The 21,542-nt window shown below is 38.0% G+C and carries 37 protein-coding genes; 1 reads left to right on the forward strand and 36 read right to left on the reverse strand.

The annotated features are described in order from the left end of the window. Position 1 precedes the first annotated feature (1 nt). From IPJ53_11015 to IPJ53_11190, 36 genes are all read right to left on the reverse strand, one after another. Positions 2-328, reverse strand: a complete 327-nt coding sequence (locus IPJ53_11015) for a septum formation initiator family protein (GenBank protein ID MBK7799636.1) — start codon at positions 326-328, stop codon at positions 2-4. A 34-nt stretch (positions 329-362) separates the two neighbouring features. Next, a complete protein-coding gene (gene eno, locus IPJ53_11020; GenBank protein ID MBK7799637.1) occupies positions 363-1,649 on the reverse strand; it encodes a phosphopyruvate hydratase in 1,287 nt (428 codons plus the stop codon). 4 nt (positions 1,650-1,653) lie between these two features. After that, positions 1,654-2,784 carry a glutamine-hydrolyzing carbamoyl-phosphate synthase small subunit gene (gene carA / locus IPJ53_11025; GenBank protein ID MBK7799638.1) on the reverse strand — a complete coding sequence of 377 codons (1,131 nt, stop codon included), beginning with the start codon at positions 2,782-2,784 and terminating at the stop codon, positions 1,654-1,656. Positions 2,785-2,943: 159 nt separating this feature from the next. After that, positions 2,944-3,456 (reverse strand): 50S ribosomal protein L17, encoded by a 513-nt coding sequence (gene rplQ, locus IPJ53_11030; protein MBK7799639.1) that lies wholly within the window; start codon positions 3,454-3,456, stop codon positions 2,944-2,946. Between the two features lie 45 nt (positions 3,457-3,501). After that, entirely contained in the window at positions 3,502-4,500 is a 999-nt protein-coding gene (locus IPJ53_11035; GenBank protein ID MBK7799640.1) for a DNA-directed RNA polymerase subunit alpha, read from the reverse strand. Between the two features lie 35 nt (positions 4,501-4,535). Beyond that, positions 4,536-5,147, reverse strand: coding sequence for a 30S ribosomal protein S4 (rpsD, locus tag IPJ53_11040; protein ID MBK7799641.1), 612 nt, complete (start codon positions 5,145-5,147; stop codon positions 4,536-4,538). A gap of 26 nt (positions 5,148-5,173) precedes the next feature. After that, on the reverse strand, positions 5,174-5,560 hold the full coding sequence (rpsK, locus tag IPJ53_11045) for a 30S ribosomal protein S11 (GenBank protein ID MBK7799642.1): 387 nt from the start codon (positions 5,558-5,560) through the stop codon (positions 5,174-5,176). A gap of 30 nt (positions 5,561-5,590) precedes the next feature. After that, positions 5,591-5,968: a 30S ribosomal protein S13 gene (rpsM, locus tag IPJ53_11050; protein ID MBK7799643.1), complete on the reverse strand. Its 378-nt coding sequence runs from the start codon at positions 5,966-5,968 to the stop codon at positions 5,591-5,593. A gap of 10 nt (positions 5,969-5,978) precedes the next feature. Beyond that, positions 5,979-6,095 carry a 50S ribosomal protein L36 gene (gene rpmJ, locus IPJ53_11055; protein MBK7799644.1) on the reverse strand — a complete coding sequence of 39 codons (117 nt, stop codon included), beginning with the start codon at positions 6,093-6,095 and terminating at the stop codon, positions 5,979-5,981. Between the two features lie 5 nt (positions 6,096-6,100). Continuing rightward, positions 6,101-6,319 (reverse strand): translation initiation factor IF-1, encoded by a 219-nt coding sequence (gene infA / locus IPJ53_11060; protein ID MBK7799645.1) that lies wholly within the window; start codon positions 6,317-6,319, stop codon positions 6,101-6,103. 41 nt (positions 6,320-6,360) lie between these two features. After that, positions 6,361-7,155: a type I methionyl aminopeptidase gene (gene map / locus IPJ53_11065; GenBank protein MBK7799646.1), complete on the reverse strand. Its 795-nt coding sequence runs from the start codon at positions 7,153-7,155 to the stop codon at positions 6,361-6,363. A gap of 18 nt (positions 7,156-7,173) precedes the next feature. Further along, positions 7,174-8,535, reverse strand: a complete 1,362-nt coding sequence (secY, locus tag IPJ53_11070; GenBank protein MBK7799647.1) for a preprotein translocase subunit SecY — start codon at positions 8,533-8,535, stop codon at positions 7,174-7,176. A gap of 8 nt (positions 8,536-8,543) precedes the next feature. Next, a complete protein-coding gene (rplO, locus tag IPJ53_11075; protein MBK7799648.1) occupies positions 8,544-8,990 on the reverse strand; it encodes a 50S ribosomal protein L15 in 447 nt (148 codons plus the stop codon). A gap of 2 nt (positions 8,991-8,992) precedes the next feature. Next, a complete protein-coding gene (gene rpmD, locus IPJ53_11080) occupies positions 8,993-9,172 on the reverse strand; it encodes a 50S ribosomal protein L30 (GenBank protein MBK7799649.1) in 180 nt (59 codons plus the stop codon). A gap of 10 nt (positions 9,173-9,182) precedes the next feature. Then, positions 9,183-9,704, reverse strand: coding sequence for a 30S ribosomal protein S5 (rpsE, locus tag IPJ53_11085; protein ID MBK7799650.1), 522 nt, complete (start codon positions 9,702-9,704; stop codon positions 9,183-9,185). Between the two features lie 17 nt (positions 9,705-9,721). Beyond that, positions 9,722-10,060 (reverse strand): 50S ribosomal protein L18, encoded by a 339-nt coding sequence (locus tag IPJ53_11090; GenBank protein MBK7799651.1) that lies wholly within the window; start codon positions 10,058-10,060, stop codon positions 9,722-9,724. Between the two features lie 16 nt (positions 10,061-10,076). Further along, entirely contained in the window at positions 10,077-10,628 is a 552-nt protein-coding gene (gene rplF / locus IPJ53_11095) for a 50S ribosomal protein L6 (protein ID MBK7799652.1), read from the reverse strand. Positions 10,629-10,648: 20 nt separating this feature from the next. Then, positions 10,649-11,053 carry a 30S ribosomal protein S8 gene (gene rpsH, locus IPJ53_11100; protein ID MBK7799653.1) on the reverse strand — a complete coding sequence of 135 codons (405 nt, stop codon included), beginning with the start codon at positions 11,051-11,053 and terminating at the stop codon, positions 10,649-10,651. A gap of 23 nt (positions 11,054-11,076) precedes the next feature. Then, positions 11,077-11,346: a 30S ribosomal protein S14 gene (gene rpsN, locus IPJ53_11105; protein ID MBK7799654.1), complete on the reverse strand. Its 270-nt coding sequence runs from the start codon at positions 11,344-11,346 to the stop codon at positions 11,077-11,079. 8 nt (positions 11,347-11,354) lie between these two features. Then, positions 11,355-11,912 (reverse strand): 50S ribosomal protein L5, encoded by a 558-nt coding sequence (rplE, locus tag IPJ53_11110; GenBank protein MBK7799655.1) that lies wholly within the window; start codon positions 11,910-11,912, stop codon positions 11,355-11,357. Continuing rightward, positions 11,912-12,217 (reverse strand): 50S ribosomal protein L24, encoded by a 306-nt coding sequence (gene rplX, locus IPJ53_11115; protein ID MBK7799656.1) that lies wholly within the window; start codon positions 12,215-12,217, stop codon positions 11,912-11,914. The genes rplE and rplX overlap by 1 nt, the downstream gene beginning before the upstream one ends. A 26-nt stretch (positions 12,218-12,243) precedes the next feature. Beyond that, positions 12,244-12,609, reverse strand: a complete 366-nt coding sequence (rplN, locus tag IPJ53_11120; GenBank protein ID MBK7799657.1) for a 50S ribosomal protein L14 — start codon at positions 12,607-12,609, stop codon at positions 12,244-12,246. An 11-nt stretch (positions 12,610-12,620) separates the two neighbouring features. Further along, complete coding sequence (rpsQ, locus tag IPJ53_11125) at positions 12,621-12,875, reverse strand: 30S ribosomal protein S17 (protein MBK7799658.1); 255 nt, start codon at positions 12,873-12,875, stop codon at positions 12,621-12,623. Positions 12,876-12,919: 44 nt separating this feature from the next. Beyond that, a complete protein-coding gene (gene rpmC, locus IPJ53_11130; protein MBK7799659.1) occupies positions 12,920-13,114 on the reverse strand; it encodes a 50S ribosomal protein L29 in 195 nt (64 codons plus the stop codon). A 6-nt stretch (positions 13,115-13,120) separates the two neighbouring features. Beyond that, positions 13,121-13,552, reverse strand: coding sequence for a 50S ribosomal protein L16 (gene rplP, locus IPJ53_11135; protein ID MBK7799660.1), 432 nt, complete (start codon positions 13,550-13,552; stop codon positions 13,121-13,123). Positions 13,553-13,612: 60 nt separating this feature from the next. After that, positions 13,613-14,353 carry a 30S ribosomal protein S3 gene (gene rpsC, locus IPJ53_11140; GenBank protein ID MBK7799661.1) on the reverse strand — a complete coding sequence of 247 codons (741 nt, stop codon included), beginning with the start codon at positions 14,351-14,353 and terminating at the stop codon, positions 13,613-13,615. A 23-nt stretch (positions 14,354-14,376) separates the two neighbouring features. Further along, positions 14,377-14,730 (reverse strand): 50S ribosomal protein L22, encoded by a 354-nt coding sequence (gene rplV, locus IPJ53_11145; protein ID MBK7799662.1) that lies wholly within the window; start codon positions 14,728-14,730, stop codon positions 14,377-14,379. A 25-nt stretch (positions 14,731-14,755) separates the two neighbouring features. Next, positions 14,756-15,019: a 30S ribosomal protein S19 gene (rpsS, locus tag IPJ53_11150; GenBank protein MBK7799663.1), complete on the reverse strand. Its 264-nt coding sequence runs from the start codon at positions 15,017-15,019 to the stop codon at positions 14,756-14,758. Positions 15,020-15,049: 30 nt separating this feature from the next. Next, positions 15,050-15,877, reverse strand: a complete 828-nt coding sequence (gene rplB, locus IPJ53_11155) for a 50S ribosomal protein L2 (GenBank protein MBK7799664.1) — start codon at positions 15,875-15,877, stop codon at positions 15,050-15,052. A gap of 11 nt (positions 15,878-15,888) precedes the next feature. Next, positions 15,889-16,185 carry a 50S ribosomal protein L23 gene (gene rplW / locus IPJ53_11160; protein ID MBK7799665.1) on the reverse strand — a complete coding sequence of 99 codons (297 nt, stop codon included), beginning with the start codon at positions 16,183-16,185 and terminating at the stop codon, positions 15,889-15,891. Between the two features lie 5 nt (positions 16,186-16,190). Next, on the reverse strand, positions 16,191-16,817 hold the full coding sequence (gene rplD / locus IPJ53_11165) for a 50S ribosomal protein L4 (GenBank protein ID MBK7799666.1): 627 nt from the start codon (positions 16,815-16,817) through the stop codon (positions 16,191-16,193). Beyond that, positions 16,817-17,446, reverse strand: coding sequence for a 50S ribosomal protein L3 (gene rplC / locus IPJ53_11170; protein ID MBK7799667.1), 630 nt, complete (start codon positions 17,444-17,446; stop codon positions 16,817-16,819). Before rplC ends, rplD begins: the two co-directional genes overlap by 1 nt. Positions 17,447-17,534: 88 nt before the next feature. After that, a complete protein-coding gene (rpsJ, locus tag IPJ53_11175; protein MBK7799668.1) occupies positions 17,535-17,843 on the reverse strand; it encodes a 30S ribosomal protein S10 in 309 nt (102 codons plus the stop codon). A 25-nt stretch (positions 17,844-17,868) separates the two neighbouring features. Continuing rightward, positions 17,869-20,022, reverse strand: a complete 2,154-nt coding sequence (gene fusA, locus IPJ53_11180) for an elongation factor G (protein MBK7799669.1) — start codon at positions 20,020-20,022, stop codon at positions 17,869-17,871. A 12-nt stretch (positions 20,023-20,034) separates the two neighbouring features. Beyond that, on the reverse strand, positions 20,035-20,502 hold the full coding sequence (gene rpsG, locus IPJ53_11185) for a 30S ribosomal protein S7 (protein MBK7799670.1): 468 nt from the start codon (positions 20,500-20,502) through the stop codon (positions 20,035-20,037). 26 nt (positions 20,503-20,528) lie between these two features. After that, the gene (locus IPJ53_11190; GenBank protein ID MBK7799671.1) at positions 20,529-20,903 is read right to left on the reverse strand and encodes a 30S ribosomal protein S12; all 375 of its coding nucleotides are present in this window, start codon (positions 20,901-20,903) and stop codon (positions 20,529-20,531) included. A 177-nt stretch (positions 20,904-21,080) separates the two neighbouring features. On the opposite strand from IPJ53_11190, the gene IPJ53_11195 reads away from it, so the two are divergent. Then, positions 21,081-21,536, forward strand: coding sequence for a GNAT family N-acetyltransferase (locus IPJ53_11195; GenBank protein ID MBK7799672.1), 456 nt, complete (start codon positions 21,081-21,083; stop codon positions 21,534-21,536). Positions 21,537-21,542: the final 6 nt, after the last annotated feature.

Here is a 21,542-nt window from a genome sequence, read left to right on the forward strand (position 1 = left end):
TTTACTTATCTGTTTTCTTTTTGGTTTCAATAATAAAAATATCTTCATCTTGCCTTGCCATATGGTATTTCTCTCTGGCAAACTTTTCATAATTCTGCTCAAGGTCTTTTTTATCTTGTTTTGCTTCTGCAATCAGTTGGACATAATTCTCCTTTTGTGTCTTTAAATCTGAAAGTGAAGTGTAAATTTTGTATTGAGTAGCGAGATTAAACTTATCGAAAAAACACAGATAAATACTAAAAACAATAATTGTCAAAAGTGCTTTTTTCTTCCATGCGTACCTCGTAATTCTGGAAGGGATATGCAAAATATGCCTTTTATTCTTCATAAGAATAACATTTAAAGGCAAATATACATATCATTTATCTTTTAAGTATATTTTTTCCATAAAATTGAGCCTGGTCTCCTAACTCCTCTTCTATCCTAATTAATTGATTGTATTTAGCGGTTCTGTCAGACCTGGACAATGATCCGGTTTTAATTTGACCACAATTTAATGCAACAGAAAGGTCCGCAATGAAAGTATCTTCCGTCTCTCCTGAACGATGACTCATTACACTGGTGTAACCATTTCTTTGGGCCATTTGTACAGCATTGGTAGTCTCAGTGAGTGAACCAATCTGATTGACTTTTATTAAAATTGAATTAGCAGCTTTAAGGTTAATTCCCTGTTGCAATCTTTTTGGATTTGTAACAAATAAATCATCCCCAACTAACTGAATTTTGTGTCCTATCTTTTGACACAAATTGGTCCAACCTGTCCAGTCATCTTCCGCTAAACCATCTTCTATTGATATTAGTGGATATTTTGCAGCCCATCCAACCCAAAAGTCAACTAATTCATCTGAAGTTAAGGATTTGGAGCCAGACTTATGAAAATGATATACTCGATTAGCTTCATCATACATTTCTGAAACTGCAGCATCCATTGCGAGCCAAACATCTTCTCCTGGCTTGTAGCCAGCATTTTCTACTGCTTTTAAAATAAGCTCAATACCCTCCTCATTTGATCCAAGTGAAGGGGCAAAACCTCCCTCATCCCCTACATTAGTGGAATAGGATTTTGATTGCAGTACTTTTTTTAAGTTGTGAAAAATTTCAGAACCCATTCTGATGGCATGACTGATTGATTCAGCACCAACAGGCACGATCATAAATTCTTGGAAATCTAGTTTATTATCCGCATGCATGCCTCCATTTAGAATATTCATCATGGGCAGTGGCATCAAATGAGCATTTGTTCCTCCAATGTACCTAAATAATGAAAGATCAGTTTCAAGAGCTGCGGCCCTAGCACTTGCCAAGGAAACAGCCAATATTGAATTGGCACCAATTCTGGATTTATTCTCAGTGCCATCCAATTCTATCATTATTTGGTCAATATACCTCTGATCTGTAATTTCTACTCCTATTAACCGGTCAGCGATTTCTTCTTCGATAAATGAACAGGCTTTTAAAACCCCTTTACCCATGTAAACATTTTCATCTCTATCCCTCAACTCCACTGCCTCGTGTTTGCCTGTTGATGCACCGGATGGTACGGCTGCTCGCCCAATAAATCCATCATAGGTAATTACCTCAGCTTCCACTGTAGGAAAGCCTCTGCTGTCCAAAATTTGTCTTGCTATAACATCAACTATTTCACTCATGCTACTAATTTAAAATTTGACTAATTCCCAATTCTTTGTTGACCATACTTGAAAACTGATGAAACAAATATCTGGAATCATGTGGTCCAGGCCCTGCTTCGGGGTGGTACTGAACACTGAAAACGGGACGGTCATTAATCCGAATACCCTCAACACTTTTGTCATTTAAATTGATATGACTTAATGATATTTTATGCTTACTGGAAAGAACCTGTTCCGTATCAAGAGCAAATCCATGATTTTGACAGGTGATTTCACCCAAACCTGTTTCAAGATTTAGGACCGCATGATTTGAACCTCTGTGGCCATTTAGCATTTTGACTGTCTTTATTCCCATAGCCAAACCAAAAATCTGATGCCCCAAACATATACCAAATGCCGGCTTACCGGACTCTAAAATTTGACTTGCCGTTTGGATGGCATAATCCATGCTCGAAGGATCCCCCGGCCCGTTCGACAGAAAAAAAGCATCTGGCTTCCAATCCAACATGGTTGATATATTCGTTTGAGCAGGAAATACTCTAACATTGAAATGATGCTGGTTAAGCTGTTTTAATATGCTCGATTTTATACCAAAATCCAAGACCGCAAGGCGAACTGAATTTTCAGTATTTGGAATATCATATATTTGTTTGGTTGTCACTTTAGATGCTAACTCCAATCCATGCATATCTGGAACTCCATCCAATAATTCTCTAAGTTTTTGAATATCAAATTGTTCATTTGATATAATGGCATTCATCGCACCATTTACCCTGATATGTCTTACCAAGGCTCGTGTATCAATATCATGAATGCAAACTAAACTGTTCATCTCTAAATATTCCTGCAGCGAAGAATCAGTATTTAATCTGCTGAAATGATCAGAAAAATTACGACATACTAAACCAGCAATTTGGATATTGGAGGATTCAACTTCCTTTTGGTGTGTACCATAATTTCCAATATGAACATTCGTCATTACCAGTATCTGGCGGAAGTAACTTGGATCGGTGAAGATTTCCTGATACCCTGTCATGCCGGTATTAAAGCAGATTTCTCCAACCGTCGTACCAATGATTCCTGCAGATTTGCCGTGAAAAACTGTGCCATCCTTTAATAAAAGTATAGCTGGTTCACGAAAATTTTTAGACATTAAATCAATTTATATAAAATAAATGCAAATATATAATCTCTAAGTCACAGAACATAAATAATATAGTATCTCGCGAGTTGAAATGACAATAAAAGAATCTCTAAGCCATTTTTTATCAAAAGAAAATGCAAAAAAAAAGCGGCAAAAAGCCGCTTCGATTTATTCTTTTGTTTCCGAATCTTCAGAATTCAACTCTTCGGTTGAATTTTCAACAGCACCTTCGGCTTCAGATTTAGTTTTCTTTGCGGATCTTCTAGTTCTCTTCGCAGTTTTAGCCATAGGAGATTCTGCTACAGAGGTAGAAACCATAATATTGTTAAAATCTACGAGTTCAATCATGGCCATTTCTGCACCATCACCTTTTCGAAATCCGGTTCGGATAACTCTTGTGTATCCTCCAGGTCTTGTTGCAACTTTTTCAGCAACTTCTCCAAACAAAGAAGCAACAACATCTTTGTTTTGCAAATAACTAAAAACAATCCTTCTTGAGTGAGTTGAATTGTTCTTTGATTTTGTGATCAATGGTTCAATATAAACCCTAAGGGCCTTCGCTTTGGCCACTGTAGTGCTTATTCTTTTATATTTTATAAGTGCTCCGGCTAAATTTCTTAGCAAAGCCGAACGATGTCCTTTTTTTCTGCTTAGATGGTTAAACGCTTTACCATGTCTCATGACTCAATCTTTTAGTCTATAATAAAATCAATATTTCTGAATCGACTATTCTTCGTCCAGTTTATATTTTGAAAGATCCATTCCAAAACTCAGGTTCTTTGACTGTAAAAGTTCCTCAATTTCAACAAGGGATTTCTTACCAAAATTTCTAAATTTCAACAACTCGTGTGTATCAAACTTAACCATTTCTCCGAGAGAGTTAATTTTTGCCGCCTTCAGGCAATTATAAGCTCTTACGGACAAATCAAGATCTTCCAAAGGAGTTTTCAATAATTTTCGCATGTGCAAAACATGCTCATCCACTATCGTGTCTTCCTTACGAACAGCATCTTCGAAAGTAATATTTTCGTCTGTAATTAATAAAAGATGCTGTATCATTATTCTGGCAGCCTCCTTTACAGCCTCCTCAGGATGTATAGTGCCATCCGTTTTAATGTCTAAAAGCAATTTTTCGTAATCTGTCTTTTGGCCAACACGCGTATTTGAAATACTGTAAGAAACTTTTTTGATGGGTGTATAAATTGCATCAACAGGAATTACTCCAATTGGTAAATCCTTTGTCATGTTCTCATCAGCAGGCACATAACCTCTTCCTTTTGCAATGGTAAGCTCAATCTCCAGGTTTACAAATGGCTCCATATGACAAACCACCTGATCAGGATTAGTTACCTCAAAAACATTTGTAAATTTCTCAATATCTCCTGCTTTGAAAACTTCCTTTCCACTGATGGTAATGTATATTTTCTCCTCCTTAATCTCATCCTTCTCTAATTTGCTCTTCAAACGAATTTGTTTCAGATTCAGGATGATTTCAATAACATCTTCAATAACCCCTTTTATAGTTGAAAATTCGTGTTCAACGCCAGCTATTCTAACATGGGTAATGGCATAACCCTCTAATGAGGAAAGGAGTATCCTTCGTAAGGAATTGCCAAGCGTTTGTCCAAATCCGGGTTCTAAAGGTTTGAATTCAAAAGATCCGTCAAACTCCGTAGCTTTTTGAAGAATGATTTTATCGGGCTTTTGAAAATTTAAAATACTCATATCCTATTATATTACTTTTAGTAAATAAATTCCGATTACTTAGAATACAACTCAACAATTAATTGTTCGTTGATATTCTCTGGGACCTGATCTCTTGATGGATATTGTAGAAACTTACCTTCCATCTTATCTGTATTCCATTCCAACCAACCGAATTTTCTTACATCTGATTTTTGAGCAACTTGGTGGCTTATGTAATCTAGATTCTGAGAATTACCTCTTACAGCCACTGTGTCTCCGGGTTTTAGTCTTAGGGAAGGGATATTTGCAACCTTGCCATTCACTGTAATATGCCGGTGAGAAACTAATTGTCTTGCACCCTTTCTAGTGGGGGAAATACCAAGTCTATAAACTGTATTATCTAAACGAGCCTCCAGAAACTGAAACAATACTTCACCGGTTACACCTGATTTCTTATGGGCATCATGGAAAATATTTCTAAACTGACGCTCCAACACTCCATATGTATATTTGGCCTTTTGCTTTTCTAACAATTGAAGAGCATAGTCAGATTTTTGCTTCTTCTTACGGGAAGGACCATGTTGCCCTGGTGGATACTTTTTCTTTTCAAAAGATTTGTCAAAACCTGTAAGGGACTGCCCGAATGCTCTCGATTTTTTAGTGACGGGTCCTGTATATCTTGCCATAAATTAAATTCTGTTGATTAGCTAAATTAGATACGTCTGTGTTTAGGGGGCCTACAGCCGTTGTGCGGAATTGGTGTTAAGTCGGTAATTTTTAAAACTTTAATTCCAGTAGCATCAATTGCCCTTATAGCCGCCTCTCTACCGGAACCCGGTCCCTTAACAAATACCTCTGCGGAACGCATTCCTGCTTCAAAAGCAACACCAGCTGCATCATTCGCAGATAGCTGCGCGGCATATGGGGTATTCTTCTTAGATCCTTTAAAACCAGATTTACCTGCACTGGACCAACTGATTACCTCCCCAGCCCTGTTACAAAGTGAAATGATGATATTGTTAAAAGTGGCTTGGATGTAAACCAACCCGTCAGCATCGACCTTAACTTTCCTCTTTTTAGCCTTTTTGCCCTTTGCCATTTCCTAATTATTAACCGATTAGATGAATTATTATTTAGTTGCTTTCTTTTTGTTGGCAACTGTCTTTCTTTTCCCTTTACGCGTTCTGGCATTGGTCTTCGTACGCTGCCCTCTTACGGGTAAACCCTTACGATGTCTAATACCTCTAAAACAGGCTATGTCCATGAGTCTCTTAATACTTAACTGGACCTCAGACCGAAGCTCCCCCTCTACTTTTACCTCATCCTGTATTAATTTAGAAATCGATTGAACCTGATCGTTTGACCACTCATTCACTCGAACACTTTCATTAATGTCTAGTTTTGATAAGATATTTTTCGCAGTGGTGTTACCAATGCCATAAATATATGTAAGGGCGATAACCCCTCTCTTATTCCTTGGAAGATCTATACCTGCAATACGAGCCATTTGTTAAGTTTTAACCTTGACGTTGTTTAAATTTTGGATTTTTCTTATTAATGATATACAATCTGCCCTTTCTTCTGACAAACTTGCAGTCTACTGTCCTTTTCTTTATCGATGCACGAACTTTCATCTCGTTTATTTATATCTATATGTTATACGACCTCTCGACAAATCATAAGGGCTCATTTCTACTGAAACCTTATCTCCAGGAAGAATACGAATGTAATTCATTCTCATTTTTCCTGATATTGTGGCGATTATAAGATGATCATTTTGTAGTCTAACCCTGAACATGGCATTCGAAAGAGCTTCCTCTATAATGCCATCCTGTTGGATTAGATTTTTTTTGGTCATCTTTTGATTTTCGGAGTGCAAATATCTAACTATTTTAGGATTTATTTTAATAATTCAGGATTATTTTTAATGGCATTTTTAATAATTTCATGATTTGAAAGAATCTTAGGTCCCTCTTTACAAATTGCAATTGTATGCTCATAATGTGCAGATGCCAATTTGTCCGCTGTAATTACGGTCCACCCGTCCTTCAACTGCTTAATTTTCCTGGTCCCCAAGTTTATCATTGGCTCAATTGCAATCGTCATTCCTTCCTTCAGTAGAGGTCCTTTACCTGCCTGCCCGTAATTAGGCACTTCCGGAGCTTCGTGAAGGGATTTTCCTATACCATGACCTACAAGTTCTCTGACAACACCATAGTGATGAACTTTTTCAGCATGGTTTTGAATTGCCCAACTTATATCTCCAACTCTATTACCAAGGATAGATGCATTTATTCCCAAATAAAGGCACTCTTCTGTGACCTTCATCAATTCCTTAACTTTTTCTGATATATTTCCTAAACCAAATGTATATGCGGAGTCACCATAATATCCATTCATTACTACCCCACAATCTACTGATATTAAATCTCCTTCTTGAAAAACCAATTCACTAGGTATTCCATGGACAACTGCTTCATTGATAGAAATACAAAGTGAAGCCGGAAATCCATGATGCCCCTTAAAGGCTGGTATTCCTCCATGATCCCTTATGAATTCCTCTGCTCTTTTATCAAGAATACTACCTGAACTACCGACTTTAATTAGAGATGAAACTTCTGCTATGGTTTCGCAAACCAGCACACTGCTTTTTCGAATGAGCTCAATCTCCTCATCATGTTTTAGATAAATCATGTATTTGGAGTAAAGGTTTTATCCGACCACAGGGCCCATTCCAGTTGAGCTTCTACCTTCTATCCTACCGGATTTAACCAATCCGTCGTATTTTCTCATCAACAAGTAAGACTCAATTTGTGCCAATGTATCAAGAACAACACCCACTAAAATGAGTATTGAAGATCCTCCAAAAAACCTTGCAAACTGCTGATTGACTCCAAATAAAACTGCAATAGCCGGAAGAATGGTTATTATGCCAAGAAAAACAGAGCCAGGCAATGTAATTCTAGTCGTAGTGGTATCGATGTATTCCTCAGTATCCGGACCAGGCTTGATACCCGGGATAAATGCATTGTTCCTTTTAAGATACTCCGCGTAGTTCTGCGGATTAACAATTAAAGCGGTATAAACGTACGTGAACCCGACTACCAACACAAAAGTTATAAAATTATGCCAAAATCCATAAGGATCCGTAAGCGTCCTCATAACCCCTGAACTTCCGACACTTGGATCGCCTGTAACGTACTGAACAGCCGTAAGTGGAAGAAACATAATAGCTTGAGCAAAAATAATAGGCATTACCCCAGCAGCATTAACTTTTAGAGGAATGTAATCTCTATCCGTTTGTACAGGCATAGCTCCTCCTCCTCTTCCTACCATTCTTTTAGCAAATTGAATAGGAATTTTTCTCACTCCCTGAACAACTAAAATTGAAGCAATAATTGTCAGGAATAAAATCACTAATTCAAAAATGAATAGAATTAAACCGTTGTTTGACAATTGAGACTGAATTTCAAAACTGAATGCTCCAGGCAATGCAGCAATAATACCAATCATAATGATCATGGATACACCATTGCCAATACCCCTATCCGTTATTCTTTCTCCTAACCACATAGAAAAAATAGTTCCTGTGGCCAATATAATACTATTCGAAAACCAAAAAACAAAAGGACTCACATCTGGCGCCACTGCCCCAATAGACTGGATATAGGTTAAGTAACCTCCTCCTTGAACCAAAGTAATGAAGACTGTAAGGATTCGTGTAATTTGATTCAACTTTCTTCTTCCAGATTCCCCTTCTTTTTGTTGAAGTCTTTGAAAATAAGGGACCGCAAAGCCCAAAAGTTGGACGATGATAGAGGAAGTAATGTAAGGCATAATACCTAAGGCAAAGATAGAAGCCTGATTAAAAGCACCTCCGGTATATGTGTTGATCAACCCAAACAAACTATTACTGCTATTTGAAGCATTTGAAAGTACGCCAGGTATTACACCGGGTAGCACTATAAATGATCCTGCACGAAAAACTGCCAATAGCGCAAAAGTGAAAAGGATCTTATCTCTCAATTCCTTTATGCTCCAAATATTTTGTAAGGTCTCTATAAATTTTTTCATGATTTATATTATATGAGTTCTACAGAACCTCCTGCGGCTTTAATCTTATCCATTGCAGTTTGTGAACATGCATGAACTTTCAAGTTTAAGTTAGCTGCAGCTTCTCCCCTTGCTAATAGTTTAATCTTTTCGCTAGGTTTACAAACCCCAAGTTGATTAAAAATTTCAGCATCAAAAACCTTAATATCATTCAACTGAGCATAATCAGCCAACTGATCCAGATTTATGACTCTGAATTCTATGCGTGAAATATTCTTGAAACCAATTTTTGGTAACCTTCGGTGCATAGGAGTCTGACCTCCTTCAAATCCTCGCTTAACTTTAACACCTGAACGAGATTTAGCACCCTTGTGCCCTTTGGTTGCGGTTCCTCCATGGCCTGATCCTTCTCCTCTGGCAATCCGTTTCTCTTTATGAATTGCTCCTTTGGCCGGCTTAAGATTATGTAATTCCATGATCAGATCTTTTCAACTGTGACTAAATGTTTTACTTTTTCTACCATTCCCATGATAGCAGGATTCATATCCAACTCAACTGCGTCATGCACATTGCGCAATCCCAACGCTTCAATTGTTTGTTTTTGTCTTGCACTGGTCTTGATGACACTCTTTACTTGAACTATTCTAACTCTTGACATAATTACCTAATTAAATTCCTTCAAAAACCTTTTCGACTTCAAGTTTCCTTGATTTAGCAACTTCATAAGGACTTCTAACTTTAGTCAGTGCATCTATTGTTGCCTTGACAACATTATGAGGGTTGGATGAACCATTTGATTTGGCCAATACATTGTGTACTCCAGCAATTTCCAAAACAGCTCTCATGGCTCCACCTGCAATAACACCCGTACCATCTGATGCTGGTTTGATAAAAACTCTACCCGCTCCAAATTTTCCATGTTGATCATGTGGAATGGTTCCCTTATGAATATACACTTTAACCATATTCTTCTTGGCATCGTCCACAGCTTTAGAAATGGCATCCGAAACTTCTCGGGCCTTACCTAAACCTTGCCCCACTGTGCCATGCCCATCCCCTACAACTACTAAAGCTGAAAAACTAAATGTTCTACCACCCTTTGTAACTTTCGCAACACGATTCAATGCAACTAATTTATCTTTTAGTTCAGTTTCTCCAACTTTAACTCTGACAATATTCGTTTTAGCCATAAAATTTCAATAAAAAATTAAAAATTAAGTCCACCTTCCCGTGCGCCCTCAGCCAAAGCTTTAACACGACCGTGATATATATAACCGTTCCTATCAAATACAATCGAACTAATATTATGAGCCATAGCTTTTTGGGCTATCATTTTACCTACTTCCTTAGCCTGTTCAATTTTACTTACCGCTAAACCTTTAGACGTGGCGGCACAAATAGTGTGACCCATTGTATCATCCACCAATTGACAATAAATAAATTTATTGCTTTTATAGACAGACAACCTTGGCCTTTCAGGAGAACCATTAATCTTCCTCCTGATCCTAAATTTTACACTCTGCCTTTTTTCTAAACTATTTTTCATACAAAAGGAATTATAATTATTTACCAGCTGACTTACCAGCTTTTCTTCTCAATATTTCTCCCGCAAACTTGATACCCTTTCCTTTGAAAGGCTCAGGCTTCTTGAATGATCTGATTTTTGCACAAACCTGACCTAATAGCTGCTTGTCGGATCCTCTTAAAATAATTTTTGGATTTTGACCTTTTTCAGTTAAAGTTTCAACTTTGATATCATCCGGTACATAGAACATAATAGGATGTGAATAACCAACAGAAACTTCAAGGAGATTTCCAGTATTAGAAACCCTGAATCCTACCCCTACCAATTCCATCTCTCTGGTAAAACCATCAGAAACTCCTGTAATTAAATTGCTAACCAAAGCTCTTGTAAGTCCATGAAGAGATTTATGACGTTTTTGCTCTGTAGGACGAGTAACATTAAGAACTCCTCCTTCAATGCTAAGGCTCATATCAGGATCTATCACTTGAGTTAAAGAACCCTTAGGGCCTTTCGCAGTGATCCTGTTTTTCTCGATATTAACTTCGACTCCACTCGGGATCGAAATGATTTTTTTACCAATCCTTGACATAATTTAAATCTTTTACAGGCTTAACAAACGTAACATAAAACTTCCCCACCTACGTGCTGCTTCCTAGCTTCCTTGTCCGTCATAATACCCTTTGAGGTCGAAATTAGAGATATCCCTAATCCATTTATTACCTTAGGAAGTTCATCTGCCGGTTTGTAAATTCTTCTCCCTGGTCTACTAACTCTAACCAGCTCCCTAATTACAGGTAGCTTAGTTATGGCATCATATTTCAAGGCTATTTTAATAGCACCTTGCTTGTTTTCAGTATCAACGAAGGTATATTTCAAAATATAACCGTAGTTGTACAGAATTTCAGTTAATGTCTTTTTGAGTGCTGAAGCAGGAATCTCTACTACCCTATGTCCAGCTGCCTGGGCATTTCTAATCCTGGTAAGAAAATCTGCAATAGGATCTGTGACTATCATAATAAACTATTCTTATTAAATTATTACCAACTAGCTTTTGTAATTCCTGGAATTTTACCATCCAGAGCCATCAATCTAAAAACATTCCTTGAAAGACCGAATCTCCTCATATAACCTTTTGGTCTTCCAGTCAATTGACATCTGTTTTTTAATCTGACAGCAGAACTGTTCTTTGGAAGCTTATCCAATGCTTCCCAATCACCTTCTTTCTTAAGTTTTGCTCTTAAATCAGCAAATTTTGCGACCATTCTTTCTCGCTTATGCTGCCTGGCAATGATTGATTTCTTTGACATATTCGATATTAATTCTTAGCGTTTTTAAAAGGAAGGCCCAATTCTTTTAACAATGTATATGCTTCTGCATCTGTTTTAGCAGTAGTTACAAAGGTGATGTCCATTCCGGCAATCTTATTGATTTTATCTAAATCGATTTCCGGAAAAATGATCTGTTCTGTAATACCTAAGGAATAGTTACCCCTGCCATCAAAACTATTATCATTAATTCCTCTAAAGTCTCTAACTCGTGGTAAAGCAACAGTTATGAACCTATCAAGAAACTCATACATTTTCTGAGCTCTAAGAGTGACTTTCACACCAATTGGCATCTTCTCCCTAAGCTTAAAATTTGATATTGCTTTTTTAGAGTAGGTGGCTACCGGCTTCTGACCCGTAATGGTACTTAACTCCCCCAATGCAACATCTATTAATTTTTTATCCTGAGTGGCTGCACCTATTCCTTGGTTGATACTGATCTTGACCAATCTTGGAACTTCCATAACTGATCCGTACTTGTACTGCTCCATGAGCGCAGGAACCACATTTTTTTTATAAAATTCTGCTAATCTTGGTACGTAACTCATTACTTAATAATTTCATTGGATTTTTTAGAAAATCTAACTTTTACTCCCTTTTCTTCACGATAGCCAACTCTTGTTGGTTTTCCAGACTTCGGGTCCAGTAAAGCTAAATTTGAAATATGTAAAGGGGCAGACATCTCAACAATCCCTCCTGGATTATTATTGGTTGGCTTCATATGTTTTTTGACAATATTAACCCCCTCAACAACTGCTCTATTTACTTCTTTCAAAACAGAAACAACGGTACCCTTTTTTCCTTTCTGGGAACCTGCGATTACCTGCACGGTATCTCCTTTTTTTATTTTCAGTTTCATCACCTGGATATTAACTTTCATTATAAAACTTCGGGTGCTAAAGAAACGATTCTCATGTAATCTTTTTCTCTCAACTCTCTGGCCACTGGACCAAAAATCCTTGTACCCCTAGGCTCATCATTTGCATTTAGAAGTACGACTGCATTATCATCGAAACGGATGTATGAACCATCTCTCCTTTTTACCTCCTTTGCAGTACGCACAATTACTGCTTTGGAAACTGTTCCTTTTTTTACTCCACCTGGTGAAGCAGATTTTACTGAAACTACTATCTTGTCTCCTAATGAGGCATATCTTCTGGCAGTTCCTCCTAAAACCCTAATACACAAAACTTCCTTTGCGCCACTATTATCTGCTACCCTAAGCCTGCTTTCTTGTTGTATCATAACGCTGTTTTTTATTCACCTTTCTTAATGATTTCTACAAGGCGCCAGCACTTTAATTTACTAAGCGGTCTTGTTTCCATGATTTTTACCAAATCACCTACATTGCATTCATTTTTTTCATCATGAGCATAATACTTCTTGTTTTTCTTAACGTATTTGCCATATTTTGGATGCAAAAGCCTTTGCTGAATGGTAACTGCAATGGTCTTTTCCATTTTATTGCTGCTCACCACACCAACTCTTTGTTTTCGAAGATTTCTTTCCATGCTGGAGATTAAATTAATTGTGTCTTCTATGAATGACTTGATAATTATTTTCTTTTAGTTAATTCAGTATTCATCTGGGCAATTTCTCTTCTCAAGTGCCTGATTACTGACGGATTAGACAACCCTTTAACTTTATGTTCAAACTTTAACTTGTGAAGATTATCCTTCGCGACTTTTAGATCTCTCTCAAGAGTCTCAAGTTCAGTATTTATGATATCGGAATATTTTTTAAGTCCCATAAAATATTAATTTGATGCAACATTTTGATAATCTCTTCTTACTACCATTTTAGTCAAAACAGGTAGCTTTTGTGCCGCAAGATTAAAAGCCTCTTCCGCAACATTAAATGGAACTCCATCCATTTCAAACATGATGGTACCAGGTTTAATGATCGCAACATAATGATCCAAAGCTCCTTTTCCCTTTCCCATCCTTACTTCTGCGGGCTTTGAAGTAACAGGTCTGTCAGGAAAAATTCTAATCCATACTGACCCTTCTCTCTTCATATGACGAGTCATTGCAACCCTGGCAGCTTCAATCTGTCGGTTTGTCAATCTTGCTCCGTCAAGTGATTTCAAACCAAAAGAGCCAAACGCTATAGTATGCCCTCTATGGGCATCTCCTTTGTTTCTACCTTTTTGTTGTTTCCTGTATTTCAGTCGTTTAGGCTGTAACATGACTTTATTCTATTTGTCTTTTAAAAAAAGAGTTGCAAAATTACAACAATTTATTGAATATTATCTCCTTTTATCCCTTCTTCCTTCTCCCCCTCCTGGTCTTTCTGGTCTACCTCCACCTTTAAAAGGTTTTGTTTCTTTTTTGGCAACACCTACAAGTGGAGATAAATCCCTTTTAGTGAATACTTCACCCTTGCAAATCCATACCTTAATCCCAATCTTACCATAAACGGTTAGTGCTTCCTTTATTGAATAATCAATATCTGCTCTAAAAGTATGCAATGGTATACGGCCTTCTTTGTATTCTTCAGAGCGTGCCATCTCTGCACCATTCAATCGACCTGAAACTCGAATCTTTACTCCTTCAGCACCTGCTCTTATGGTTGATTGAATCGCCATTTTTATAGCTCTTCTGTAGTTTATCCTGGATTCAATTTGCTTGGCAACAGAATCTCCTACGATAGCTGCATCTAATTCCGGTTTTCTAATCTCAATAATATTGATTTGAACATCCTGATCAGATAACTTTTTAAGTTCTTCCCGAATTCTATCTACTTCTGTTCCACCCTTACCAATAATAATCCCTGGTCTGGAAGTCTGAATTGAAACAGTTATACGCTTGAGAGTACGTTCAATAACTATCCTGGCAATACCTCCCTTAGGTATCCTGGCATTCAAATAGTTTCTGATTTTTTCATCTTCAACTACTTTTTGCGCCATGTTATGTCCACCAAACCAGTTAGACTCCCATCCTCTGATGATTCCTAATCGGTTACCAATTGGATTTGCTTTTTGACCCATTAATTTATTATTTAATAAAGCTATTAATTAGATTTGTTTTGAGAAGCAACAATCAAGGTAACATGGTTTCTACGCTTCCTAATTCGATGCGCACGTCCATGTGGAGCTGGCTGAAATCGCTTAATTACAGCTCCTCCATCAACAAACGCAGTCTTAACGATCAGATCGTGATTGTCGGCTTCACCTTCTCCATGTTTTTGCTCCCAATTGTTTATGGCCGATAAGAGAAGTTTTTCCAACCAACCCGAAGCTTCTTTTTTAGTATACTTGAGAATGCTCAAAGCCTGATTCACCTTCTTTCCCCTGATAAGGTCTACGACCAGTCTCATTTTTCGGGGAGACATCGGGCAATTTCTTAATTTAGCTACTGCTTCCATATTCTTATTTCCCTTGTATTTTAAATTAGCGGTTACCGGAATGACCCTTGAATGTTCTGGTTGGAGAAAATTCTCCCAACTTATGCCCTACCATATTTTCAGAAACATACACAGGGATAAAAGATTTACCATTGTGTACAGCTATTGTTTCACCAACCATATCTGGAATTATCATGGAAGCTCTACTCCAAGTTTTAATTACAGATTTCTTGTTTGTTTCTTTAGCTTTAAGTACCTTATCTAGCAATTTATGGTAAACGTAAGGTCCTTTTTTTATTGATCTTGCCATATTTTTTCAATGGTGGTTTAAAAATTAACTTTATTTAGTTTTTCTTTTAGAAACAATCAGATTGTCAGAATGCTTGTGTGGACTTCTGGTTTTAAGTCCTTTAGAAAACTGACCATTTCTTGATCTTGGCTGTCCTCCGGAAGATCTACCCTCTCCACCACCCATAGGGTGATCAACAGGATTCATCGCAACCCCCCTAGATCTGGATTTAAATCCAAGCCAACGATATCTTCCAGCTTTGCCAATTGCTTCAAGTGCATGATCGGGATTTGATGTCGAGCCAATGGTAGCCTTACATGACATTAGAATTCGTCTCACTTCACCTGAAGGCATTTTAACAACAGCATAACGGTCTTCTTTTCCCATCATGGTAGCAGAAGTTCCGGCTGATCTAACCAATGCCGCACCTTGTCCAGGATGCAATTCTATTGAATGAATGCTTGATCCCAGTGGTACTTCTGCAAGCAACAAGGCATTTCCGATTTCAGGAGCCGCACCTGGACCGCTGACTAGTTTGGTCCCAACCTTCAACCCTTGAGGGGCTAAAATGTATCTTTTTTCACCATCTGCATAAACCAATAGTGCAATAAAAGCGGTCCTATTTGGATCGTATTCAATGCTTTTAACTGTAGCACTGATACCATCTTTATTTCTCAAAAAGTCGATTAACCTATATTTTTGTTTGTGACCTCCCCCTCTGTGTCTGGTGGTACGTCTTCCTTGATTATTCCTTCCTCCTGTACCTGACATAGGAGCCAACAATGACTTTTCAGGCACATCGGTCGTGAGCTCCTCGAAGGTATTGGCAACCCTGAATCGGGTGCCCGGAGTAACGGGTTTTAATTTTTTAACTGGCATATCGCTTAGTTTTACTCTTCACTAAAAATATTAATTTCTTCCCCGGCAGCAAGTGTAACTACAGCTTTCTTGTAAGCTGGCTTTCTGCCTTTTAAAACAGCACGTTTTGTATTTCTTACCACTGACTTTCCGGCTATGACCAAAGTATTAACTGATTCAACTTTCACGTTGTAAGTGGCTGCCACACTTTTCTGAATTTCAATCTTATTACTATCTCTATGTACAATGAATGTATATTGATTGCGCTTAGAAGAGAGCTTTTCAGCTTTCTCTGTAATGACTGGTCTTACTAAAATTTGTTTGGTCATGACTATTAGCTTAAAGTTTCTGTAATTTTTTGAATACTTGATTCAGTCAATAAAAGTGTCTGACAATTTAACATTTCATATGTACTTAAATCAGCAGCAACTTTCAACTTTGTTTTAGCCAGATTCCTGCCAGAAAGAAATGTTGTTTCATTGTGGTCTGGAGTTACTACTAAGGTTTTAGAAGTTGATAACCCAAGATTTTTTAAAATATTCAGGAACTCACTTGTTTTTGGCTTAGCAAAACTAAAATCTTCCACAACTTTAATTTTGTTGTTGGTAAGCAATTGAGAAAGTGCAGATTTTCTAGCCAAAACTTTAACCTTCTTGTTTAGTTTTTGGGAGTAATCCCTTGGATGAGGTCCAAAAGCACGTCCTCCTCCTTTAAACATAGGATTCTTCAACGACCCGGCTCTAGCCCCACCTGTACCTTTTTGTCTTTTAAACTTTTTAGTAGTACGGTGTACATCACCTCGTTCAGTTGAATCATGAGTACCTTGCCTTTGATTGGCTAAGTACTCCTTCACTGCCAGATAAATGACATGGGTATTTGGCTCAATTCCAAAAATGGATTCCGGAAGATCTACACTCCTTCCTGTATTTTGCCCCTGAGTATTTAGAACATCAATCTTCATTACTTAGTGCTTTTTTCGATGACAACAATAGATCCTTTGTGACCGGGAATTGCACCTCGAATCAACAATAGATTTTTTTCTCCTAATATTTTAGCGATTTTAAGATTCTTGACTTTCACCTGCTCAACTCCTTGGCGACCAGCCATTCTTAATCCTTTTACAACTTTTGATGGGTAAGAGGAAGCACCGATTGACCCGGGAGCCCTGCCTCTGTTATGCTGACCGTGAGTTGCGTTTTGAACACCCCCAAATCCGTGCCTTTTTACAACACCCTGAAAACCTTTACCCTTGGTAAATCCGATGGCATGAACTGTATCTCCTTCAGTAAAAATATCAGATATGCTGATTTCCTCTCCTAGGTTTTTATTTCCAGGAATATTCTTAAACTCCAAAGACTTCTTCTTTGGGGTCGTATTTGATTTTAAGAAGTGACCTGTGATAGCTTTATTGGCATTTTTTGCCCGTGCCTCACCATATGACACTTGTAGTGCAGAATATCCATCCGAATCTTCTGTTTTGACTTGGGTTACGACGTTAGGAGATGCTTCCACAACTGTACATGCAATGGCTTTACCATCTGCAGCATAGATGCTTGTCATTCCAACCTTTGTTCCGATTATTCCATTCACGGTTAATAAGTTTTATTGTTAATTCCCAGCACCTGGAGTCCAATTAGGAACCCAGATACTAAAAAATAATTTTTAGTACAATAATAAATTAGGATAACTTAACTTGTATGTCAACGCCGCTGGGCAGTTCGAGTTTTGACAACGCATCGACTGTCTTAGGAGTCGGTGTGTAGATCTCGATTAAACGCTTATGTGTCCGAAGCTGAAACTGCTCACGAGCTTTCTTATTTACGTGCGGAGAACGCAACACGGTAAATATTTCTTTCTCAGTTGGCAGCGGAATCGGACCGGCAACAACTGCACCGCTATTGCGAACAGTTTTGACAATCTTCTCGGTACTTTTGTCCACCAAATTGTGGTCATAAGACCGGAGCTTTATCCGAATTTTTTGATTCATGCCTGATATTTAATTTATGTTAATTTTAAACTTTTACGTTTCCTTTAGCCTTTGCAATTACATCTTCTGCAATTTGCTTCGGCACAGGAGAATAATGTGAAAACTCCATGGTAGAACTTGCCCTTCCTGAAGTGATGGTCCTTAACTGAGTTACATAACCAAACATTTCTGAAAGTGGAACTTCAGCTTGTATCGCAACAGCCCCACCCATTCTTGGTTCCTGCCCTTTGGGCAACCCTCTCCTCCTGTTGAGGTCACCAATTACAGGACCTACATAGTCTTCCGGAGTAATTACTTCCAATTTCATGATTGGCTCAAGAATTTGTGGACCTGTCTTAGGAGCTGCCTCTCTGAATCCATCTTTAGCACACAATTCAAATGCCTGAGGCTTGGAATCCACAGCATGCATGGAACCGTCATAAACACGGATTTTCATGCTTTCGATATTATATCCGGCCAAAATACCTTGATTCATCATTGACTCAAAACCTTTGGTGATGGCAGGCATGTAAGATTTATCAATTGCTCCTCCAAAAATATCCCACACAAATTGCATTCTGGATTTTCCTGCTTTGAATTCTTCACTGTTTACAAATTCCTCATCCGCAGGCCCTATGCTGAAAGCCATATCGGCAAACAATCCAGACCCTCCAGTTTGCTTTTTTAACCTTTCTCTGTGTTCGATCGTTTTGGTTAGTGACTCTTTGTAATTAACCTGTGGAGCACCTTGATTACATTCAACGTTAAACTCCCTTCGCAACCTGTCTACAATAATTTCAAGATGCAACTCCCCCATACCACTTATAATGGTTTGGCCTGTATTCTCATCTGTAAATACCCTGAATGTAGGATCTTCTTCTGCTAATTTAGCCAAGGACATCCCCAATTTATCCTGATCTTTTTGAGTCTTAGGTTCTACCGCAATGGAAATTACCGGCTCAGGAAAATTCATCGCTTCCAAAATAATTGGATGGGCTTCGTCACATAAGGTATCTCCGGTCTTAATATCTTTGAATCCTACCGCCGCTGCAATATCTCCTGCCTCTACGTATTCAATTGATTTTCTGTCATTTGCATGCATTAAAAACAATCGAGATATACGCTCTTTATCGGTAGTTATCTTATCCTTCTCTGAACGAACTTTCATAACGTAAGATCCGGCATCAAGTCTTCCTGAATAGACCCGAATAAACACCAAACGACCTACAAATGGATCTGTGGCAACTTTGAAAGCAAGAGCAGAAAAAGGATCATCAACAGATGGTCTTCTAATCAGTTCCTCATCATTTTTAGGGTTTATACCTTTTACCGCTTCAACATCCAATGGACTAGGCAGAAAGGCACACACAGCATCTAACACAGCTTGTACCCCTTTATTTTTGAATGCCGAACCGCACATCATTGGGACAAATTTCATGTCACAAACTGCGGCGCGAATCGCATTTATCATTTCTTCTTCAGTGATGGATTCCGGATCATCAAAAAATTTCACCAAGAGATCATCATCATATTCCGCAATATTTTCTATTAGTTGCTGACGATATTCTTGAACGGTTTCTTTAATATCCTCAGGAATCGGAATTTCCTTATAGGTCATTCCTCTAGACTCCTCATCCCAAATAATTGCCTTGTTGGTGATAAGGTCAACAACACCAGAAAAATGTTCTTCTGCACCTATAGGAACTTGAAGCGGGACTGCATTGGACCCTAACATCTTTTTGACTTGGTTGACAACCATAAAAAAGTCAGCACCTTGCCTGTCCATTTTATTTACAAATCCCAATCTCGGCACCTTATAATTATCGGCTAATCTCCAGTTCGTTTCTGATTGTGGCTCAACTCCATCAACCGCGCTAAATAAAAATACTAGACCGTCAAGAACCCTTAATGAGCGATTCACTTCAACTGTGAAGTCAACGTGCCCAGGGGTGTCAATAATATTTACAATATAAGGTTGATCTTTCCAACTCCAATTTGTTTGGGTGGCAGCAGAAGTAATAGTAATACCTCTCTCTTGCTCTTGAGCCATCCAATCCATTGTAGCCGCTCCATCATGAACTTCTCCAATCTTGTGAGTCAAACCCGTATAGTACAAAATACGTTCAGTAGTAGTTGTCTTGCCTGCATCGATGTGTGCAGCAATTCCAATATTTCTGAGGTATCTTAAATCTTTAGCCATTTTTTTTGAATATTAAACTTTAAAATGTGCAAAGGCTCTGTTTGATTCAGCCATTTTATGGGTATCTTCTTTCTTTTTAACAGCAGCACCCTCCCCTTTTGCAGCAGCTATCACTTCAGCAGCTAATTTATCAGCCATACCTTTGCCTGCTCTGGCCCTAGAATACTTAATTAACCATTTAATTCCAATGGAAAGCTTCCTGGATGGCCTCATTTCCATAGGTATTTGAAACGTAGCGCCCCCAATTCTTTTAGGTCTCACCTCAATATGCGGCATCACGTTACCTAAAGCTCTTTTCCATACTTCATGCGGATTTTCTGTGGTTTTTGTTTCCACTTGATCCATCGCAGAATAGAAAATGCTGTACGCAGTACTCTTTTTACCCTGCCAAAGCATATTATTTACAAATTGGGTAACCATAGTATCACCAAACCTAGGATCCGGTTCCAAAATTCTCTTCTTTGGTTTATGCTTTCTCATTATTTAATATCAGCTTAATGGTTGATTTATTTTTTTGGACGTTTAGAGCCATATTTAGACCTGCTTTTCTTACGGTTGTTTACTCCAGCAGTATCAAGAGCACCTCTTACTATCGTATAACGAACTCCCGGAAGGTCTTTTACTCTACCTCCTCTCACCAACACGATGGAGTGCTCCTGGAGGTTATGACCCTCTCCTGGTATGTAACAAATTACCTCTATTCCGTTAACCAAACGCACTTTAGCCACCTTTCTCAATGCAGAGTTTGGTTTTTTTGGCGTTGTTGTATAAACACGGGTACAGACTCCCCTTTTCTGAGGATTTGACTGAAGAGCCCTTGATTTGCTCTTGTATTCAACTATTTCGCGTCCTTTTCGGATTAACTGGTTAATTGTAGGCATACTTTAATATCTCTTTATCTTTTGGTATAAAAACTTATTAAGTTCAAAATCAATACCTTATAGACATACCTATTCCATAAGGAGACGCAAAGGTAATATACTTTTCAATATTCACAAAATCAGATAAAGATTTTTATCAATAGCTTTGCAGCTTAACAACAAATTAGATAAAAAACCATGATTACCCTCCGAAAAATAAACAAAGCTGATTCATCGAGTATATTTGATCTCGTGATGGAACTTGCTGTTTTTGAAAAGTCAGCGAGCGCAGTTAAAACTTGTCCTGAAGATTTCGAATCCAATTATGAAAAGGGGATTTTTGATGGATTTGTAGCAGAAGTTACAGGCCAGGGCATTGTTGGTATGGCCCTTTTTTTTTCTTATTTTTCCACCTGGAATGGGTTTACGATCTATTTGGAGGACCTTTACGTTAAAGAAGACCATAGAGGAAAAGAAATTGGCAAAATGTTGTTCGAAGAAGTTCTTAACCATGCCAAGGCTCATGACGCAAAAATGGTAAAGTGGCAAGTTTTAGATTGGAACGAATCAGCAAAGAATTTCTACCATAAATTTGGCAGTATTTTTATAAAGGGTTGGGAAAACGGTGTTATTTACCTGAATGAGAAGGTTTAGTTAATA

Source organism: Candidatus Vicinibacter affinis, from assembly GCA_016714365.1.
Lineage (GTDB): Bacteria > Bacteroidota > Bacteroidia > Chitinophagales > Saprospiraceae > Vicinibacter > Vicinibacter affinis.

Bases quoted from the DNA above. Each gene is read 5' to 3' on its own strand.
- IPJ53_11015 (MBK7799636.1), bottom strand. From the start codon at position 328: ATGAAGAATAAAAGGCATATTTTGCATATCCCTTCCAGAATTACGAGG.
- eno (MBK7799637.1), bottom strand. From the start codon at position 1,649: ATGAGTGAAATAGTTGATGTTATAGCAAGACAAATTTTGGACAGCAGA.
- carA (MBK7799638.1), bottom strand. From the start codon at position 2,784: ATGTCTAAAAATTTTCGTGAACCAGCTATACTTTTATTAAAGGATGGC.
- rplQ (MBK7799639.1), bottom strand. From the start codon at position 3,456: ATGAGACATGGTAAAGCGTTTAACCATCTAAGCAGAAAAAAAGGACAT.
- IPJ53_11035 (MBK7799640.1), bottom strand. From the start codon at position 4,500: ATGAGTATTTTAAATTTTCAAAAGCCCGATAAAATCATTCTTCAAAAA.
- rpsD (MBK7799641.1), bottom strand. From the start codon at position 5,147: ATGGCAAGATATACAGGACCCGTCACTAAAAAATCGAGAGCATTCGGG.
- rpsK (MBK7799642.1), bottom strand. From the start codon at position 5,560: ATGGCAAAGGGCAAAAAGGCTAAAAAGAGGAAAGTTAAGGTCGATGCT.
- rpsM (MBK7799643.1), bottom strand. From the start codon at position 5,968: ATGGCTCGTATTGCAGGTATAGATCTTCCAAGGAATAAGAGAGGGGTT.
- rpmJ (MBK7799644.1), bottom strand. From the start codon at position 6,095: ATGAAAGTTCGTGCATCGATAAAGAAAAGGACAGTAGACTGCAAGTTT.
- infA (MBK7799645.1), bottom strand. From the start codon at position 6,319: ATGACCAAAAAAAATCTAATCCAACAGGATGGCATTATAGAGGAAGCT.
- map (MBK7799646.1), bottom strand. From the start codon at position 7,155: ATGATTTATCTAAAACATGATGAGGAGATTGAGCTCATTCGAAAAAGC.
- secY (MBK7799647.1), bottom strand. From the start codon at position 8,535: ATGAAAAAATTTATAGAGACCTTACAAAATATTTGGAGCATAAAGGAA.
- rplO (MBK7799648.1), bottom strand. From the start codon at position 8,990: ATGGAATTACATAATCTTAAGCCGGCCAAAGGAGCAATTCATAAAGAG.
- rpmD (MBK7799649.1), bottom strand. From the start codon at position 9,172: ATGTCAAGAGTTAGAATAGTTCAAGTAAAGAGTGTCATCAAGACCAGT.
- rpsE (MBK7799650.1), bottom strand. From the start codon at position 9,704: ATGGCTAAAACGAATATTGTCAGAGTTAAAGTTGGAGAAACTGAACTA.
- IPJ53_11090 (MBK7799651.1), bottom strand. From the start codon at position 10,060: ATGAAAAATAGTTTAGAAAAAAGGCAGAGTGTAAAATTTAGGATCAGG.
- rplF (MBK7799652.1), bottom strand. From the start codon at position 10,628: ATGTCAAGGATTGGTAAAAAAATCATTTCGATCCCGAGTGGAGTCGAA.
- rpsH (MBK7799653.1), bottom strand. From the start codon at position 11,053: ATGATAGTCACAGATCCTATTGCAGATTTTCTTACCAGGATTAGAAAT.
- rpsN (MBK7799654.1), bottom strand. From the start codon at position 11,346: ATGTCAAAGAAATCAATCATTGCCAGGCAGCATAAGCGAGAAAGAATG.
- rplE (MBK7799655.1), bottom strand. From the start codon at position 11,912: ATGAGTTACGTACCAAGATTAGCAGAATTTTATAAAAAAAATGTGGTT.
- rplN (MBK7799657.1), bottom strand. From the start codon at position 12,609: ATGATACAACAAGAAAGCAGGCTTAGGGTAGCAGATAATAGTGGCGCA.
- rpsQ (MBK7799658.1), bottom strand. From the start codon at position 12,875: ATGGAAAGAAATCTTCGAAAACAAAGAGTTGGTGTGGTGAGCAGCAAT.
- rpmC (MBK7799659.1), bottom strand. From the start codon at position 13,114: ATGGGACTTAAAAAATATTCCGATATCATAAATACTGAACTTGAGACT.
- rplP (MBK7799660.1), bottom strand. From the start codon at position 13,552: ATGTTACAGCCTAAACGACTGAAATACAGGAAACAACAAAAAGGTAGA.
- rpsC (MBK7799661.1), bottom strand. From the start codon at position 14,353: ATGGGTCAAAAAGCAAATCCAATTGGTAACCGATTAGGAATCATCAGA.
- rplV (MBK7799662.1), bottom strand. From the start codon at position 14,730: ATGGAAGCAGTAGCTAAATTAAGAAATTGCCCGATGTCTCCCCGAAAA.
- rpsS (MBK7799663.1), bottom strand. From the start codon at position 15,019: ATGGCAAGATCAATAAAAAAAGGACCTTACGTTTACCATAAATTGCTA.
- rplB (MBK7799664.1), bottom strand. From the start codon at position 15,877: ATGCCAGTTAAAAAATTAAAACCCGTTACTCCGGGCACCCGATTCAGG.
- rplW (MBK7799665.1), bottom strand. From the start codon at position 16,185: ATGACCAAACAAATTTTAGTAAGACCAGTCATTACAGAGAAAGCTGAA.
- rplD (MBK7799666.1), bottom strand. From the start codon at position 16,817: ATGAAGATTGATGTTCTAAATACTCAGGGGCAAAATACAGGAAGGAGT.
- rpsJ (MBK7799668.1), bottom strand. From the start codon at position 17,843: ATGAATCAAAAAATTCGGATAAAGCTCCGGTCTTATGACCACAATTTG.
- fusA (MBK7799669.1), bottom strand. From the start codon at position 20,022: ATGGCTAAAGATTTAAGATACCTCAGAAATATTGGAATTGCTGCACAC.
- rpsG (MBK7799670.1), bottom strand. From the start codon at position 20,502: ATGAGAAAGCATAAACCAAAGAAGAGAATTTTGGAACCGGATCCTAGG.
- IPJ53_11190 (MBK7799671.1), bottom strand. From the start codon at position 20,903: ATGCCTACAATTAACCAGTTAATCCGAAAAGGACGCGAAATAGTTGAA.
- IPJ53_11195 (MBK7799672.1), top strand. From the start codon at position 21,081: ATGATTACCCTCCGAAAAATAAACAAAGCTGATTCATCGAGTATATTT.